Below are 18,194 nucleotides of genomic sequence, written 5' to 3' on the forward strand. Positions count from 1 at the left end.
GGTGCATAACAGGCTCGACTTTGTAACCATGCAGGCGCAGCTAAATGCTCGCTTAGATACGAACTCTATTGCGTTGGATGGACGTGATATTCGTGATCGCCTTGCATTTGTTGCATCTTTGTCAGAGCTGATCCTATTTTATGATGAACAAAACCAAATCGCTGGAGATTGGCGCGGTGTGGTGCTCAAAGATCCAGTGATCTTGCTGGCGGTGATAAGCAAAACTGCTTATCAGAGCATGTACTTTAGGTTTAATCAAATAACAGGACCGTTAGCGCATATAAAACATTGGTTGAGCCAACAGAAGGAGCCGCAAGATGCACAAGCACTGGTGCTACCTCCTAGCCTGAATAATCATTGTATCTCCCAGCTACTGCTGTTACTTGATCAGCTATTTGAAACCATCAATAGCTGGGTAGAAAATCTAGAACTAAGTACCGTAGACTTTGACCTACGGGATTATATTTTACAGCAGATCACCGGATCGATTGGTAAACAGCTTTGGCAACGTTTGGCATTACAAGACTATTTATCGGGCCAGCTAAGCGAGTGCGTACCCAAGCCGAGTGAGGCACGTTTTAGTGACTTTAATCCAAACTGGTTTACTAATAAACGCACTAAAAATAATACCCATGTAGAGAATGCATTCGATGCACTTCAAGGGTTGGAGAACATTTATCAGCAGGTTTATCGCTTTTTTGTACAGGTGATCCAAAGCGCCAAACCTGCCTTTTATGATATGGTGGTACAGCAGAATGACTTTCCTGATACCAGTCTTATTATTGTTGCAAACCAGTTGCTTACATATTCACAGCAGCAATTTAATCAATACTCGCAAAAGCACTTGGATTTTTACTACAAGACGTTATTAAAGCAAACACCAGCCTCAGCACAGCCAGACTATACGTATCTGTGTTTAACCTTGAACAAGTCAGTATCAAGCTATGAAATGCCACAAGGCACCCAATTTACGGCGGGCGCTTACCCTGACAAATCTCCCGTGTTATTTGCAAGCACTGAGCAAACAGAGCTTAATCACGCATCGTTTGTACGTATGTACGGTGTGAGCTACGTGCCAAGCTCTGATGCCGGTAATGATATGCAACAGTATTTGCAAACATTTGCTGATAGTACCAAGGTCAGGAAAAGCCAAACGGGACGGGTGCTTTCTAGTGATTGGTTTGCCAGCAATCAAGGAGAGCAAGTACAACAAGGCTTTGCACTGGCAAGTGATATGCTGTTTTTAAATGCAGGCAATCGCACTGTTACCTTGACGCTTACTTTTTCGCACGACATGGAAGTTACCCATTATCAAAATGCGCAGGTTGCAGTGTCGTGCGCAAAGGGCTGGGTAGATATTTTGCCAAAGGCTGTCGGTTCTGGACCTAAACCTGTCAGCTCAGCTGTATGGTCTGCTTCAAATACTAAACAGCTACAACTGACCTTGAAGTTTTCCAGCAGCTTTGAGGCGATCACGACATTTTCAAAACCCAATGCAGACTTTCCGTTGCAAATGCCTTATTGCAAAGTGATGTTACCCAATTCGGTTAACTTGCAATCCCAGCCTCGTTTATTGAGCGTTAAGTTGCATGTGTTGGTTGAGGATAGCGAGTTAGTGGCGCTAAGCAATGACAACGGCTTGCTAACCAACAACAAGGCCATGTACTTGCTTGGTACGCGTCCTCAGGTTGATAGTCATTTCTATCTGAGTTATCCAGAAGCCTTCGCCAAACCAGTGACGTCGCTTAAAGTTCGAGTAGACTGGGATAATGTACCCGAGGATTTCAGTGTCTATTATGACGCCTACAATGACTATATTGGTGATAACAAAGCACAAGTAGGCGATGCGATTGCCTACAGCAATGATGTGTTTACAGTGGCGTGGAGCGTTGTACAGCCATCAGGGTGGCAAGATGCACAAGTAGCGCTGACGCTGCCGGCTGAGCTAAAGGCATCACAGGCAGGCTCCCAGCATGACTTCAAAGACCGCGACGTCAGTGAACTGGCGGACTTAAGCAACCGCATTGAGCCTACTTTGGGCGTTAGCTCTGAAGATAGCAACGCCTCGTTTGCAAGTGAGTCCGAGGCACTGTCAACCACCGATAGCACTTCGACTACGTCTGATAGCGGCGGTGATACTCATAACAACACTGACACCCCAATAAAACAAATAAACAATGGGTTATTCGCACAGCACAAAGATGCGTCGGGGCAAAACATTAATGCTAAGTCGAGTGAGTTTGTTTTTACGCTCCCCAGCGCATTGCAATGCGCAAACGTTAAAGCAACCGACACGGCAAGTAACAAAAACCCAAGTATACGTATGACACTGACCGCACCCTCACAAGGCTTTGGAGAGCAACTCTATGGCGCTGTTGTGAATAATGTCAGTTTGCAAAATGCGCAAACGCTGATTGCGGGTTCGGGGTTGTTCGCCATTTTAACTAAAGTGGTCAACAAAACCGCACAGTTGTTTGGCTCGGACAAAGGTAAGCTCAAACCGATGCCTAACGCCCCGTTACAGTTGCAAGCCAAGCGCGTTGCTATGAGCTATGAAGCGGAGCAAACGATTCAATTTACTTCACCCATGGCAACATTGCACCAAGGGTTTGCGCTACAACACATCGGCCCATGGCAAAATTATCTGTATTTTTATCAGCAAGCAGGTCAGCAGGTCCCCAGTGTGGATGAACGTCACTTACAGTTGCAACCCATTGCTCCTGCAGCTCCCATGATGCAATCTGCTGCGCAGCCCAAAGAAAATATTGGCTTGGCGCTATATCAAGGGGTTAGCAAGCCTGCATTGAGTTTATATATGCAGCTTGAGCAGGTTAGTCCACCGTGCCGACTGAGTATTTTTGTAGAGCTGGCGCAGGACATCAGTGGCGATCACCACACAAATCTCGTCGACATATTTTATTGGAGTAACAGTGGCTGGCAGGCGGTTAACATTCTGGCGGATGAAACTCGTGCATTGACTCGTTCTGGTATTATTGAGTTGGATTTAGCGCAAGATGTTGCGCTGGACTCGCCGATTTGGCCAAAACCTCAGGGTAAAGAAGTTAATACTGCTTGGTTGATGCTGACACAGGAAAAGCCACGCCAAGTACAATGTGTGTATTGCAACACTCAAGCGGTGAAAGTTCAGCGTTGTGCACCCATCTCATTACCATTGGGAACAGTGCCCAGCCTAGCGGCTGAACAAGTTAAAGCGCCCGCTTTGAAAACGCCCGCAATCAGTAAGCTCGTTCAGCCTTTTGCGTCTATGGTAGGGCGCGCCGCACAGAACACTAGCCAGTTTGAGCAGCGGGTCAGTCAGCGGTTGAAAACAAAAAATCGCGCTAGCAGCGACTGGGATTACTGCTTGCTGGCAAAACAGGCCTACAGTGGGGTTTTCTACGTGAAGCGGCTGACTTGTACACATGCAGGCACGGTAAGGCTTGGAGTTGTGCAGCAGTACACTTCGCCCGCGCAAGCCAATGCGTTTGTGCCAGTTATGCCCAAAGCATATCAGTTACAAATCAGCGATTATTTGTCGAGTCGAGTCTCGGCGATGACCCAAGTCGAGGTATGTAACTTAGCGCATGAAATCATCGTCGTTAGTGCTGAGTTAGTGGTCAGCAAAGATACCAATATTAACGATTTGAACTTAGCCTTAACCTTGGGAGTGAATGTTTATTTAGCACCTTGGATAAAGGCGGAACAGCCCCAGTACTGCCTAAACAGTGGCTTGAGCAAGGCGGGCCTGGCAGCATATATTGCCAGTTTTAAACAAGTAGAAGCAATTCAACAGTTGGCAGTGTCACCTGCGCCAATCTCATTCACACCACCGTTGAGTGCACAGAACAAACCCGCAAATGAACACTCTAGCGGCCAAGTTGACACCATGACACCAAGTGGTGATAACGCTATTTTTGTGCCAGCAAGCGACCATAACTTTACGTTTTTAAGAGCGGGCAGTGAGCAGATTCCTGAAGGAGATAATAGTTCAGCGCAAGCAGTTTCATTGCCAGTAAATACGTTATTGGAGGCGGGAGTATGAGTGAGTCCGCAGCCATGTCGCTAGACACCTTAGTTCAGAAAAATAGTATTAGTAAGGGACCTTTACCCGAAGCCTTACAGTTTACGCTTTTAAAGAACACAGGCATTAACACCCTTAAAGCATTATCTGGCTCACAGTGGAGTAATTACAACGACAGCGACCCTGGCGTTACGATTTTAGAACAAATTGTGTTTGCATTAACCGAACTGGGTTATGTGAATACCTTTGATATCGCTGATGTATTAACCCAACCTGATGGCAGTATTGACTATCAGCAGCAGTTTTATGCCATTGATGAGATTTTAACTACCGGCCCTGTGAGCGCAAGCGATTACAGAAAGCTGGTGGTTGATACCCTAGATGACATTGACAATGTATATTTGCAGCCGCTGAGAGTGGATGGGCAGCTCACAGGTTTATATCAAGTTTGGCTTTATGCTCACCAATTATTCACCCTACAAGAAGGTGCAACTGTGGCGCAACAAGCGCTATGCACTGCGGTGTATCAGCTGTTGAACAAAAACCGTAATGTGGGTGAATACTTTTTAATGCCACAAGTGTTACATCAACAAAGCATCACCCTCAGTGGTGAAGTGTTGCTGACACAAGATGCCAACCCCGAGCAGGTGTATGTGGATATCGCACAAGCGCTGGCCGATTATGTTAGCCCACAAGTGAAGCGGGTTGGCTATCAACAGGCGTGCACTTCGGGAGAGTCGGCAGATCAAATTTTTGATGGACCAAAATTGCAAAATGGCTGGATGCTAGGCAGTAACCCATTGGGAAGTAAACGAAGCGTTGTTCAAAAGGTTGAGTTAATCACCTTGATAAGCCAAGTCAGTGGGGTAACAGCTGTTGAGTCGTTCACATTAAATGGCCAAACTGACGTGAACTCGGTGACAATAGCACCAGATAGCATAGCGCTGCTGGAACTAGGCGCGGGCTTTACCTTGATACAACATCAAGCACCACTGAACATGCAGCCTTGGCAGCAGACCAATTTACTGTCGCAAATTGAGTTGCATTGCCAAAATCAAAGTATTGCAGCGCAGGTTGATTTAACGCCGAAAAAGCCAACTGGACGCTATCGTGACATTGAAAGCTACTACTCAATCCAAAACACCTTTCCCGACATTTACGCGGTAGGGGTTAATTCACTGGAGTCAGATGCCAGCGAGCACCGGGTTGCTCAATCACGACAGTTAAAAGGCTACCTGTTGCTGTTTGATCAAGTGCTGGCAAATCAATTCTCGCAATTGGCCAATTTAAGTAACTTGTTTACCTTTGGTTTTGATATTGTTCCGACCTCCCAGCAGCCGTTCTATCTACAAAGTCATGGAGATAAATCATCTCAAACGCCTGCTATTCCTAGTCAAAGCTTTATTCGAAGCTACTTTTATCAGCCTTTGTATGAGGTGCCCGATGTACAAGCGTTACTCAAAGGCCAGCAACAATATCAATTTTTCTATCCCGATGACCCAAGTGACACCGCGCAAAGAAATGAGCTGGCTTGGCAGCGCTTCAAAGACGACCCATTTAATCAATACAATCATGGCTTGAGCCAGATAGTAGAAAATCAACAAGAGGCACAGCAGCGTCGTGATAGCATGCTGAGTCATTTGCTTGCGCGACAAGGAGAGCCTGCTGATTTATACAACGATATTATTGATGCATCTCAGTGGTATGGCAGCAAGCTACAAACGCGTATTATTGTTAAATCTATCTGGTTACAAAACTTACAGCAACTGAGCTACCGTCGCGTGCAGGCATTACAATTTGCGTTGGCGCAGGTGTTGCCACCCCCTGGGCGCTACCGCTTGAGCTTTAATCAGTACAAGCAGCTCATAGCCAGTAAGAGTCCTGGCTTTGGTAAAATCATCAGTGGCGTTTACCAACAAGCTTTCCCCGATAAAGGTCAGCTGGCTCGCGCCATCGCCTCCTTGTTAATGAAGCAATTAGCGAAGCACGCAAAAAGTAAGGGCAAAGACGGTAAAATCGATACCAGTAAAGTGGTAAAACAAAGCCGTGCGCTGGCCTCTTCCATTCCTCTGATAGATGGTAACCAACAGCTGCTTGAAAACGTTCAACAACGCTTAATGTTAGATGGTCAGTATGATGCACAGGCGCTTGATGCGTATGGCAAGCTGACAAGCCAAGACTTTGCCAACTTTTCGGTATTTGAGCTCAAGTTAGATTTACTCATGGGATTTGCTGCGCATTTACGTACCTTGGCTGCGGCTTTAGTAACGCTTATCAACGACCCCGACTTTGTTGCTTGGTTGGAACAAGTGACGACGGTTACAGACAGTGACAGTACGCAACCTACATCTTTTAACATTGATGATATCGTTGCCACACGTGATGTTGATGCTTTGAACATCAGTATCAGTGGTCAGCAGGTTATGGCACTTGTGAATCCCGAGTCGTCTTGGCAGGTCACAAACATACAGCAATATATTGATCAGCTAGCTTGGTTGAGTGGATACCGCAAAGGCATGCTGCTGATTGAGCATACGCTGTTGCAAAGCGCTGCGGTTCAAGTCGCATTACAAACAGCGGATAGTGATGATTGGTACTATCTAGCGTCGTCACTCGTATTGCCAGATTATGTGAGTTTGGTCCATCAGCCGAAATTTATTTATTGCATTCGAGCGATTCAACAGTTGCATTGGCCAAGCCACGTTACACTGACGTTATTAACGGCCAATGTCAGCCAGTTCAGTGAGTTGGTCAGTAATTATTGCCAATGGTTTAACCAGCAACGCCTTATTGAGCGCCATCCTATTCAGAGCTCACAAGGGGCACAACAAGCATTATCAGATGGGCTAAAAGATAAACTCCAGCAATTGCAGGAGGTCGTCGATGATGATGTCTAAACATATGATTGGCCAGTGCCAGTGGCAGACCAGTTTTGATGATCAAACTAACGTTACCCAGTTACAAGATGCGCTAAGCCAGTGGAGTAACCAAATATTGCCAAGTGTGCTCAATAGTGTGTTTGAGCGCTATTGCCCAGCCGCCCAAACATGGCGCATTGAGCAGCTACATATTGATTTGGGCACGTTGGCACTCAGTGAGCTAGATACTCAATTACCCATAAAAGTGGCGGCAGCACTCGAACAAGCGCTACTGAAAATGTTACAGCGCTATGGGGCTGACTCACAAAGTGGCAGCGGCAATAAGATGACCATCGTGGGGCAAGATGAGTCTGAGTTGGCTTTATTGCGCTGGTTTTTGCTCTATGGCGTATCGCCGTGGTGGGTGGTGGGCAACAATAGCCCGTTGCATGTTGTTGACGCACAAATGAGCCAACAGCCCAATGCGCTAGCCTCGCTTATTCGTGATGTTGGCCACAGAGATGCGGTGCGACGGCGCATTGTTTGGCAATGGGGAGAAGCGAGAACTCGTAAAACGGTACAAATTCTTGAACCATGGAATGCACAGTTTATTTGTAGTTATGCAGACAACATTTTGTTAGCACAGCAACAGCCACAGAGCCGTATCCCCAAAGACAGCAACCTGCAAACGCATCTTTGGTACTGGGTTTTAACCCATTTGCTGGTAGACCGAGGTACTCTGTTTAACACTTCGCAATTTGTGCGTGCCACGCTTTGGCAAATGGCACAGCACTATCAACTCTCATTTCATGACCTGCTTGAGCAGATGAGTGAGGTGGCAAAACGCATGCAGGAGACAGGGCTGGTCGCGCCGCAATTTTTGCAGGTGCTGATAGATATTCAACGAAGTGAACAACAGCAACTCAAAGATGCTTCCAAAGTCGATGTACAAACCGATTTATGGTCAATATTCTCAGGGCTACTACATGACAAACAAACAAGTATTCAAGAATATGGTCATACCTACCATTTGACGGAGTTGTTTACTCGATTGGCGCAGATTGAGCCGAGTAAGATGGCACTTGCACTGAAGCAAGAAGGCCAAGCCGAAGCGGTTCGAGTACACATCGTTAAGCAATTTAATGAACAACAACTGGCGCATATAGTGGATGTGGTTGCACCCCACGATACGTCATTTATTTTGGCACATGTGTCACATACGCAAACCTTGCTTAAAGCGCAGCATTTAGACCCTGAAGTAATTTGGCGTGTATTGCTTGCTTATCTATTTGTGAATAGGGGCAGCTATTTCAATCGCAGACAGTTTGTGCATACTACCCTCTCGCAAGTCAGCCAGCACTTTGGTGTAGATTACCACTTAGTTTTGTTGTTACTACAGCAAACTAATAGTCTGCCCAGTAAAGCAGGCCAACAATACGAATTATTCACCATCTTGGCAGACTTACAACAACGCCAAGCCAAGCAAGTGCAGCACAATGATACGTTTTGGTTGAAACAGTACGGGGCGCTGATTGATAAGCAAGTGCAACACAGCTCTGACTATCCCTCCCTTATGTTCGGGCAGTTAAACACTTTAAGTTGGCAGCATGCACTGCGAGGGATGATCATGGTGCGCCCCGTAGGCAGCCCTCGCTCCTTGTATAGTCTACTAAAGCGCCATCACTTGGGTGTCTCGCAGCGTTATCAGCTTGCGCAAAAGCTGGTGGCGGCAATGACGTCATCTGGACTGCTACTGTGGAGTGACGTTAAGCAATTAATACACGCTTTATCGCCCAATTATGCATCTGAATCGATACAGCTTATCAGCGCCCTACACAACTGGCAGCAACAAGGACTCATGCCTCAGGTTACTCAGCATTGGTCGTTAACGCAGCTAATTGAAAGCATCGCTTTTAGTTTGCTGAATCAGCCAGAAGTTAACAGTGTTGAGCAATGGTTTATACGCACAACAGGCCATATAGCGCAACGGTTCTCTTTGTCTCACAGTGCTGTGCTACAGCAAATATGGTCAAACATGCAGTTGGAAAGTCAGCCTCATGAAGTATTAGAAAAGTCATTGGTACAGAGCTTAAAAGGCGCCTTGAATGCAGACTTACTAGCGCTACCCTCAACTTACGACAGAGTACCAGAGCATGTGATCTATGCGCCATTAAGTTATAGCCTGATCAAGACGTTTAAAGCATTAGCATTACGCTTTAATTTACCTACGGAGATGGTATTAAAGCTTTGCGCTGAATTTGCCTGTAAAGGGGGCTTACACAAAGAGATAAAAAGCTTTGCCGAGTTGCCTGGTCAAAAAGTCACATCTTTTTTAAACCATCTTGCGACTCACTTCTTGCTGCCGGCAACAACGCTACGTCGTTATTTAGTTGTACAATTTGCTCGAACAACATCAATACGCCGCTCAATGCAAAAAATGCAGGGTGTTTCTGCTGATGCGTCAGCGACAGATGCCATGGTTGGCAAAATGACCACGCTTGTAAAACCCAAAACGTCACGTATTGCGATTAAGCAAATCAGTCAAACAGTTTTGCAAATGGAAGCGCGCCGACAGGCACATACGTACACTGAAAAAAATAGTGGTTCTGTTGGTGAGACGGCACCCAGTTCGGTGGCGACCAAGGCCGCAGAAATCAAATCTATCGCGCCTTTGTCATCTACCAGCAAACCCACTAACACCGTAGTTGTCCTACAAGCACAAGAAAACTTACTAAACAATAGGATACGGCTTAGTCAGCAAGCTTATAAGCATGCCCTCAAGCTGAGCCGCCAATCGGTGTCTGAACTGTTGACGTGCTTGCTGAATATGCGAGGTTCAAAGCATGTATTTATTTATGAACTGACAAAGGTCGCAGATCATAAAGACCTACTTAACTGGTTGTTAAACCCTTTTGATACAGCGACTAAAGCGTGCTGGTTGTATCGACTGTATTTGGCCTCAGAGTCAGGCAAAAAAGGTTCAGTGAGTACGTCTGAAAAGCCGCTTAATTTCGATGAATTGTTTGCTATGGTGGTTAAGCAGCTTCGTGATGAGCAACAGCATTTAGGTGTCATGATAGTGCAAAAAGTTGCAGTGATGAGCGCTCCTAACGGACAACTTAAGTCATTGTTGCAAAGTCCTTTATTACGTTCTTGGCTGCGCCCCGTGTTGCCTGACATATGGCAAGGTGTGGCTGCATGTGACAAATGGTGCCAACAAATACATACATGGTTGAGCAATGCGATAGCTGCGGGTGATGAGAGCAATCTACAGCTTTTCAAAACACAACACATGCTTCAAAAAAATGATGCCAAGCTTGCTAAAAGTCTATTTTGGCAACTGTTGACACAGCATTTTAATAGTTGTCTTCACGCTGCTACTCGTTCTTTGCACAGTGCAATGTTCACCAAAGAGCTAGCAACTCAGTTAATTGCAATATTGATCTTAAGATGGACTCAGGCACATTCATTGAACTTAGCGCTCAGTGTTGCACAGCTTGAGCGGTATTCGCAAAGCAAGGGACTAGGCTTTGTGCTGCCTCAGTCATCATGGACAAATATTGTCAATAAGCTCAAACGTGTGACCAACCAAGGCAGCTTTACAGATATTGCACAAAATTTATCGGCTAAAAGCTCTGCTGCTGAGCACACAGCGAAGCGCTTAACGGATGGTACAAGCGTTGTGTCTGCTCAAGCAAGTAGAGTAAAGCAAGCTGATTTGCACAAAGGTGATGGGTTAAGTCGTGAGTCGAAGCGACAGCATTTTGATGGCACAGACCACTGTGATTGGCGGCAAGATTTTGATGGTGTATACCTCAATCGCAGTAACATCAAAGCCATTTTTGAGTATTGGCTTTGCCATGGTATTCGGCCTCATTTTATCGACCAACACGCCTCGTTCAGTGGGGCAAAGTTGCTAGGTGATATACAACTGCATAAGCCTAAGCTTTGGTGCGATACGCTTGCTCCCTTGCTTGGTGACGATAATGTTCGTGCTCGTGTTGCCAACCACATCAACCTTTTTACATTGCTTGATACCCTTACCCGAGCGGGTAAGTTGACTTCGCTACAACTCACTATGTTCAACGAGGTACACCAAGTACTTAAAGCGTTTGCAAGTTTAGGAATTGCGCTGAGCGAACAAGAGCGTGAGCAATATATATTGATATGCGTATTGCGGGCGATAGCAAACAATGAGTTAGCAGAACTTAGCGCCGAGTCACTGATACAAACAATATGCTGGCAACTAGTACAGCACCAAGTGTGCAGCGCAAACGAATTAGCTCGGGTGCTCGACCAAAATGCAATACCACATTTACCCCATGTAATGAATGCGTTGAGTGAACTGCGCAAACAGTTGGTTGGTTATCAGCAAAGCACAAAAAGGCATTCTGACAGCCCATTACATCATGAGGCGCTAGCGCGTGTGTTATGTGAAAAGGAAAATAACGCACCTGAGCAGCCCACCGAATTTCCGATGAGCGTGCCCAACGCTGGACTGGTACTGATTCAAAGCTTTATACCTCATTTATTTGAACGTTTAGGTTTGGTCAGTGACGACAAGTTTGTCAGTGAGCAAAAACAGCGTGCCGCTGTGCATTATTTACAGTTTTTGGCCACAGGGCAAAGCGCAACAGAAGAGCATCATTTAATTTTAAACAAGCTGATGTGTGGCTATGGCGTCACGCAGCCTGTTGAAGCGGGAATATCGTTAAGCCAAAGCGACATAGACACTATACACAGCTTGATAGAAGCGGTGTGTAACTATTGGCCAGCAATTGGCAAAACGTCAGTAGACGGATTTAGAGGAAACTGGTTAGTGCGCAATGGCACCCTAACCGAAGCACAAGATCATTGGGATTTGATAGTCGAAAAGCGCGTGTATGACATTTTGATCAGCCGTTCACCGTTGTCGTATTCGATAGTCAAGTTACCTTGGATGGAAAAACCGATTTACGTAACTTGGCCAACCTAGTTGGTGATGTAACCCAAGGATGTAATTCACATTGATTGATATGAAAGAAGGATAAGGTGAAAGGTATGAACACATACTCCGAAAACCTGCAGAAAACGGTCAGCTCAACGCTTGGCGGTTTATATGCAGAGGAACAAAAAATTCAGTCTGACCAGCGCAGTGCAGAATATAACTTATATTATGCCCAAGGTGCACTGATCAGCTGTGGAGATCACAAGGCGCACACTCATGAGCAGTTAACAGCGGCCAGAATGGTCAATGAACAAGCGGTACTGTGCGACAATATCGTGATTAATTTGGCGGAAACCGCGACAGAGCAACAGTCTAATACCACAACTGCAATCAGCAATGTGGCAACGGCGGCAGCCAATATCAAAGCGGCGTCAAATTCTATTTCGAAAATAGCAGCCAATGTGGGAAGTGCGCTAAATATCGCTTTGGCGTCTTGTTATAACACGGATATCTACAAAAAGACGCAACAGGCAAACCATTTCATTTCAGAGACAGCAAACGAAGCTGAGTACACTTCACAGCTGGCAATGGAAGCATCTAGTAAAAGTTCTGAATTAATGAGCTCGGATGTGGTCGCGAATGTGACGACTTCAAAAAATGCACTCGAAGCTTTGTTAACTGAATTGAACGATGAGGTTGCCAAGTTGACCACACAATACGAAAGTGATCAGCTGACAGAAAACGATGATAAAAAAGCAGAGCGCAAAGCTGAAGGCGTACTCAAAGATGCCAAAAGTGAACTACTGGGGGTCGAAGATTCAATTGCGACAGCCAATAATAAGCTAAACTTAGAGCTCACTTGCACGTTAACCCCCGAAGATGGGGCAATAGAAGTGAGTAGTGCTGAGTATCTAGCGCCATTTAATCCTAACCCAGCCAACTTACCTGCTATTCCATCAGCAACTAGCCAACAATTCGTATTTTTTGCCAAAGCAAGCACTCAGTCGAGCATAACACTTGAGCAGATTGAAACCTTATTTGGTGAATACTATAGGGCTGGGGGGAATGCTGATCAAACAACGCCAGCTAATCGCTTTTACTTGATGGCAACGAGTGATGGTCAGCAGCATCTATCTATAACCGAACACTATGCGGGTAGCAACAATAGTAACTTGGTAGATATTGATGGGCACCCTATTGCGTTGGGTCAGCAATATATTGCTTATGTATACGTTGTGTTGAATTTAGATTACCAGCGCTACATTGGCGTGTACAATAATGTGATCAGCAGTCCTTCAGCCTCATTCTCACCGACTTTAAATTTACCTTCTGTATCTCATGTTCATGTAGACACAGATAGCATTGAAGTGACTCTAAATCAGCCAAGTTGCCATGATGCGGGTGAGGTGCACCTTGACTGTCGAGTAATGCTTCTACCTGAAAACAAGCCCGACGAGAGTGGGCTTTTAAATTGTCCTGGCTACGGCGCAGTGCCATTTTATTTTAATACAGCGATAGCTCAGCAAGTGTCGAGTGCGAACTATATTAAAGGTGACGTAAACGGTAGCACTGTCACTGCGGATATTACCAGTGACACAACGGATAACTTTGGCGACCCGCTAGATAAGAGTGGCGAAACAACTTATTACGTGGCTGTACTGTGCTTACCGGCGGATGCGGCAGATCAAACGAGCTACATACCACACTTAACCTTGGATGGCACAACTTATCCGTCAGGGACTCACCATACTGTGTCACCTCCAGTAAGTTCAGCATTAGCAAAATCAAGCTCAACAAAATCAAGCTCAGCGAAAAAAACTGCGAGCAAAAAGGCATCGGGTGACAACGAATCAGCCGAAACAGACCAAGAGTAATTAAGGAGAATTCATTATGCCTCAAAATACAACTAATTCGGCAGGCCATGGATACCAGTTAAGCTATGGCGTTGCCCAATCAAAAAACTCAGACATCCAATCTTTAACGGATCAAGTCACACAGGCTCAGTTTACGGTCAATGAATTATCTAATGTGGTTGCATCGCTGACAGATAAGCAAGCCTATTTTGCCAATTTGCTGGCTTTAGCAAGTAGCAAACAAGCAACATCGCTTAGTCATTACAATCAAGCCAAAACGCTTAGCTCTGATGTTACTGAAACGCTCAGGTATGTAGACATTGTGGCGACTCAAATTGGTGCCGACCCAACTATGACGGGATCTTTAAGTCAAAAGCTGTCAGAGACTGCTGAATACATGTCAAAACTGATCAACAAGCTGATTTTCTCAGTAGATGTGATTGAAAAACTGTCTGATTTTGTGAATCGAAGAAAGGCAGTTAATCAGGTGATACCAGATGACCTCATCACATTTTTAAATAATGCGGTGGCAGAATCGAATAATGCAGTATCGTTGACACTCACTGCATTACAAAGCTGCTATGCCAGCGTTACACCGGTGGCAGAAACCTCAGAAGTTTCCACAGTGCAATCTACTCAGGCGCATAATTTGTCTGAGCAAGTGACTCATTTGCAGAACTTGTTGCAAGATTTATATGAAGCATCAACAGACAGTTACAAGCAAGCACTGTCAGCCAGTAATATGGCGAACACGCAGCTAGAAGATGCACAAGCACAACTGGCTGAAGCAAAAGCTACCTTAGCATCGCTTAATGCGGGCTTAGAAGCCGCTAAAGCCGCAGCATTTGCAGCTTAAAGATGGGCACTGGGCAGGGGCTTGTTGAGTAAGATGTACAACAAGTTCCAAGCCTAGGTTTGGCAAGGAGTCAGCAATGATATACAAAGATTTCTTCTTCGACAGCTACAACGACAGTGGCTGGATCCCAGTGCATCCGTTTGGCACGCAAGCAGAGCTGGGCGATGTGTTTCAAATTCATCAAGGGCGCATGCTTACTCTACTCAATGCAGGGTGTGATCTTGATTTAGTGAACCATATTCACGCCAATGAACCTTTTGCGCTCAGACAAGATGACTGGCGTCATGCTCGGGCGTGTTTAAAGGTTGATGACAGTCTCGTTGTAGAGCAGCAGTTAGAAGAGCAGCTTATCAAGCGTCAGCAGACCTTTCGCTTTAGTGCCTCGGGCGGTTACCTGTTCTATGGAGATGATCCCTCGGCCACATACATGCGTAATTGGTCACAACTTGCGCCTGAGTTAATCGTGAAGCTAACACAAAGTAAATATACTTTTCGTCAAGCTTATGTGGTTACAGCGGTGGCTCGGATGTACCAGTGGGGCTTGGCTGTGGCGGCAACGGATGGGGCAGAGCTTATGCTGGAAGGAGAGCGTGAACACAGTCGCTGCCTGTTTGAGCAGCAACACTGTAACATCACCAACAGCAGTGGGTTGGCGTTTTTTGAGCACAATAATGAGCGACCCATTTACTTTTTTAAAGCGAAAAAGCTCACCATTAGTGACCGTAAATTTGATGAATATTTATATGATTTGTACAAAAGAGGCACCTTTAAACCTCAGTTACCTATCGACAATTGGTTACATGCAAATTTATTAAGTCTGGCGACAACCGAGCAATTAAACATCAACACCTGTCAGGACTTTTTCCAATGGCAAGATGCCACGTTGGATGATGTTTTGCTGTTAACACAAACCCAGCGATAGGAGGTTGCACCATGAGCTATCCACTGGAACAGAATTTGGCTGCACTGTATCGAGAAATGGACTGGTTACATTCTGTCGTCAATCAAGTGATCTGTAATTACCTAAAACAGGAAGGGCATGAAAACCATTGGTTTGAATTAGCCCCACCTACCGTTGAACAGAAACAGAGCGCATATGAAGACCTCGTGCTCGAATGGGAGCTAGACAGTTTTGAGCGGTTAGCTTTGGCTTTGGCTATGGCGCCTGCCATCAAGCCTGAGGTGTTAGATATTCTGTTTGGTGTCAATCAGCTCATTGACAGGGGATTTAGTGAGTTTGGTGGGGTGAGTGACAAAGCATTTGGTGGCTTTTTACCCACAGGGCAAACACTAAACTTTTTGATTGCAGGCAACGATCCGCCATGGCGCGTATACGTTGACAGGCTGTTGTCGAGCCGTCACCGCTTTATGGCGGAACAAGTGACTGAGCTGATGAGCGCCGATGCCGCGCTACCGCACTGGGCTGGGGTGTATAAAATCACTGAACACTGGTTAAACTTCTTACTCACGGGTAATCATGTACAACCTGAGCTCAGTACCAGTTTTCCAGCGCATGCCTTAGAAAGCCCTCATCAGTGGCACGATTTGGTGCTTGATTACGCGGTAATGAAACGAGTCGATGAAATTCGAGCATGGTTGTCATACGGTCATGTATTGATGACGGACTGGCAGCTTGGCAGAAAAGTAAAACCGGGCTATCGCGCGGTATTCTTTGGACCACCGGGAACCGGGAAAACCATGACTGCGGCATTGCTTGGAAAAGTGACAGAGCGGGAAATCTACCGTGTTGACCTATCAATGATAGTGTCAAAGTACATCGGTGAAACCGAGAAAAACTTGTCACGTGTATTTGATGTCGCCAGCTACAAAGATTGGATTTTATTCTTTGATGAGGCGGACTCGTTGTTTGGCAAACGGACCGCAACGAGCTCATCCAATGATCGCCACGCCAATCAGCTCACAGGGTATTTATTGCAGCGGATTGAAGATTTTCCGGGGACGGTCATTTTGGCCACCAACTTACGTGCCAATATGGATGATGCGTTTACCCGACGCTTCCAAAATATGGTGCAGTTTACCATCCCAGGACCACAAGAGCGGTTAAAGCTGTGGCAAAACGCCTTTGATCAAGTTTGTGATCTGGCCGAAGACGTTAACCTTGAGCGGATTGCTCAGGACTTTGAGCTGGCTGGGGGACAAATCATTAATGTTTTACGCCAATGTGCTCTACAGGCCATTCGCAGAGATGAACGTGTGGTCTATCAGGCCGACTTACTAGAGAGTATTCGTCAAGAGTTTCAAAAGGATAATAAGACAATCAATATCTCTGGTATGGAGGCATTACGTTGAATAAGACGTAGGCATCAACTAATGATCGCAAGGCAATAGCAGGGCCGGATATAAACCACTGGTTTTAGAGTAAGGATAGTGACATGAGTGATAACAAGCGGCAGTACCAACGAAAACAAAAAGCGAGCACCCAACAAGCGGCTCAGCTGCAAGGAGCAAACGTATTGGCTGATAATCGGCCGGCATCAGTGCAGCGACAAAAGCGCAATACCACAGGGCTGCCTGATAATTTAAAGTCAGGGATGGAATCGTTATCTGGCATGAGCTTGGATCATGTAAAAGTGCACTATAACTCTAGTAAGCCCGCTATGGTGCAAGCGCATGCTTATGCACAAGGCAGTGACATTCATCTGGCTCCGGGGCAATCGCATCATTTACCACATGAATTGGGACATGTGGTCCAACAGGCGCAAGGGCGTGTTAAACCAACAACTCAAGTTAACGGCGTGAACGTTAACGACAATGCTGCGCTTGAGCATGAAGCCACAGTAATGGGCAATAAAGCGTTGCAGCGTGCAAGCCATGACAGATACGCGGGAGCCAATTTTTCCTTACAACAGCAGCGTTTGAAGACCAGCGAGTTTGCACAATTTAAATCAATGGATAGCGTTGGCCTTGAAGGTATTGGCTACGCCGTCATGAGCCGCAAAACTTATCAAAGGTGGCAACATTCAGAGCAGGCCACGGCTCAGTTACATGGCAAATGCGAGCATGGACAAAACATCATTGTTACGCAATTTCAGGACAAGGAACTTGGCACAAAACAACTTGCAGGCCTAGGTCATAAGGTCAAAGGAGGACTGTTAATTGCTGAGGGTGGATTAACACTTGCTGCAGGGGTGGCGGTTTTAATTGCTAGCCATTTTGCTCTGTCGGTGCCTGCGATTGCAGCCATTATTGTGGGTGGTTCAAAAATATTGCGTGGTATTTTAACGTACACAAGTCAAGGCAAACCATCGAAATCAGCAGTGGCAATCATGGATGCATGTCGCGCCTTAGAGTCCATTTCGGCAATTGTCGGTGGTGCGTTCTCTGGTAATGTCTTTGGTATTGTGTTTGGTGCAATCAAAGCGTTTCGAAGCGCAACTACAGCGTATGCAGATTACCTGCAGAACGTGAAGGATGAACAGGGTAACCATAAACATCCAAAACGTATGAAAGCGCTAAAATGGTTAAATTCAGGTTTACATGTGCTGGAACTGGTTGCTGCCACGGGGGCAGGAATCACAGGACTCAACTCGGGCAAGACGAGCTCCACGATTTTAGGGGGGGCCACGTTGGCGAGTAATCTGCCTAAAAAGGCACGTGCAATTGATCAAGTGAATGATGCAGCGGGGAACAATAACAGGTAGGTGATATGAAAAATCCC

At 45.9% G+C, this 18,194-nt stretch carries 8 protein-coding genes; all 8 read left to right on the plus strand.

Annotated elements, in window-relative coordinates; all coding sequences use genetic code 11:
- The first annotated feature begins 1 nt into the window (after position 1).
- The 8 genes from L1070_RS18875 to L1070_RS18910 all read left to right on the plus strand — a co-directional run bounded on the left by L1070_RS18875 (position 2) and on the right by L1070_RS18910 (position 18,177).
- Positions 2-4,042, plus strand: coding sequence for a hypothetical protein (locus tag L1070_RS18875; RefSeq protein WP_237126709.1), 4,041 nt, complete (start codon positions 2-4; stop codon positions 4,040-4,042).
- Positions 4,039-6,918 carry a hypothetical protein gene (locus tag L1070_RS18880; protein ID WP_237126710.1) on the plus strand — a complete coding sequence of 960 codons (2,880 nt, stop codon included), beginning with the start codon at positions 4,039-4,041 and terminating at the stop codon, positions 6,916-6,918. Before L1070_RS18875 ends, L1070_RS18880 begins: the two co-directional genes overlap by 4 nt.
- Positions 6,905-11,854 (plus strand): contractile injection system tape measure protein, encoded by a 4,950-nt coding sequence (locus L1070_RS18885; RefSeq protein WP_237126711.1) that lies wholly within the window; start codon positions 6,905-6,907, stop codon positions 11,852-11,854. The genes L1070_RS18880 and L1070_RS18885 overlap by 14 nt, the downstream gene beginning before the upstream one ends.
- Before the next feature lie 65 nt (positions 11,855-11,919).
- Positions 11,920-13,680, plus strand: coding sequence for a hypothetical protein (locus tag L1070_RS18890; RefSeq protein ID WP_237126712.1), 1,761 nt, complete (start codon positions 11,920-11,922; stop codon positions 13,678-13,680).
- A 16-nt stretch (positions 13,681-13,696) separates the two neighbouring features.
- Positions 13,697-14,515 carry a hypothetical protein gene (locus L1070_RS18895; RefSeq protein WP_237126713.1) on the plus strand — a complete coding sequence of 273 codons (819 nt, stop codon included), beginning with the start codon at positions 13,697-13,699 and terminating at the stop codon, positions 14,513-14,515.
- Between the two features lie 76 nt (positions 14,516-14,591).
- On the plus strand, positions 14,592-15,437 hold the full coding sequence (locus L1070_RS18900; RefSeq protein ID WP_237126714.1) for a hypothetical protein: 846 nt from the start codon (positions 14,592-14,594) through the stop codon (positions 15,435-15,437).
- Between the two features lie 11 nt (positions 15,438-15,448).
- The gene (locus L1070_RS18905) at positions 15,449-16,825 is read left to right on the plus strand and encodes an ATP-binding protein (RefSeq protein WP_237126715.1); all 1,377 of its coding nucleotides are present in this window, start codon (positions 15,449-15,451) and stop codon (positions 16,823-16,825) included.
- A gap of 83 nt (positions 16,826-16,908) precedes the next feature.
- The gene (locus tag L1070_RS18910) at positions 16,909-18,177 is read left to right on the plus strand and encodes a DUF4157 domain-containing protein (RefSeq protein ID WP_237126716.1); all 1,269 of its coding nucleotides are present in this window, start codon (positions 16,909-16,911) and stop codon (positions 18,175-18,177) included.
- Positions 18,178-18,194 lie beyond the last annotated feature (17 nt).

Origin of the sequence: Pseudoalteromonas sp. MMG022 (assembly GCF_021654245.1) — a bacterium.
GTDB classification, from domain to species: domain Bacteria; phylum Pseudomonadota; class Gammaproteobacteria; order Enterobacterales; family Alteromonadaceae; genus Pseudoalteromonas; species Pseudoalteromonas amylolytica.

Coding starts and splice junctions, on each gene's coding strand:
- L1070_RS18905 (WP_237126715.1), top strand. CDS start 15,449: ATGAGCTATCCACTGGAACAGAATTTGGCTGCACTGTATCGAGAAATG.
- L1070_RS18885 (WP_237126711.1), top strand. CDS start 6,905: ATGATGATGTCTAAACATATGATTGGCCAGTGCCAGTGGCAGACCAGT.
- L1070_RS18895 (WP_237126713.1), top strand. CDS start 13,697: ATGCCTCAAAATACAACTAATTCGGCAGGCCATGGATACCAGTTAAGC.
- L1070_RS18900 (WP_237126714.1), top strand. CDS start 14,592: ATGATATACAAAGATTTCTTCTTCGACAGCTACAACGACAGTGGCTGG.
- L1070_RS18880 (WP_237126710.1), top strand. CDS start 4,039: ATGAGTGAGTCCGCAGCCATGTCGCTAGACACCTTAGTTCAGAAAAAT.
- L1070_RS18890 (WP_237126712.1), top strand. CDS start 11,920: ATGAACACATACTCCGAAAACCTGCAGAAAACGGTCAGCTCAACGCTT.
- L1070_RS18910 (WP_237126716.1), top strand. CDS start 16,909: ATGAGTGATAACAAGCGGCAGTACCAACGAAAACAAAAAGCGAGCACC.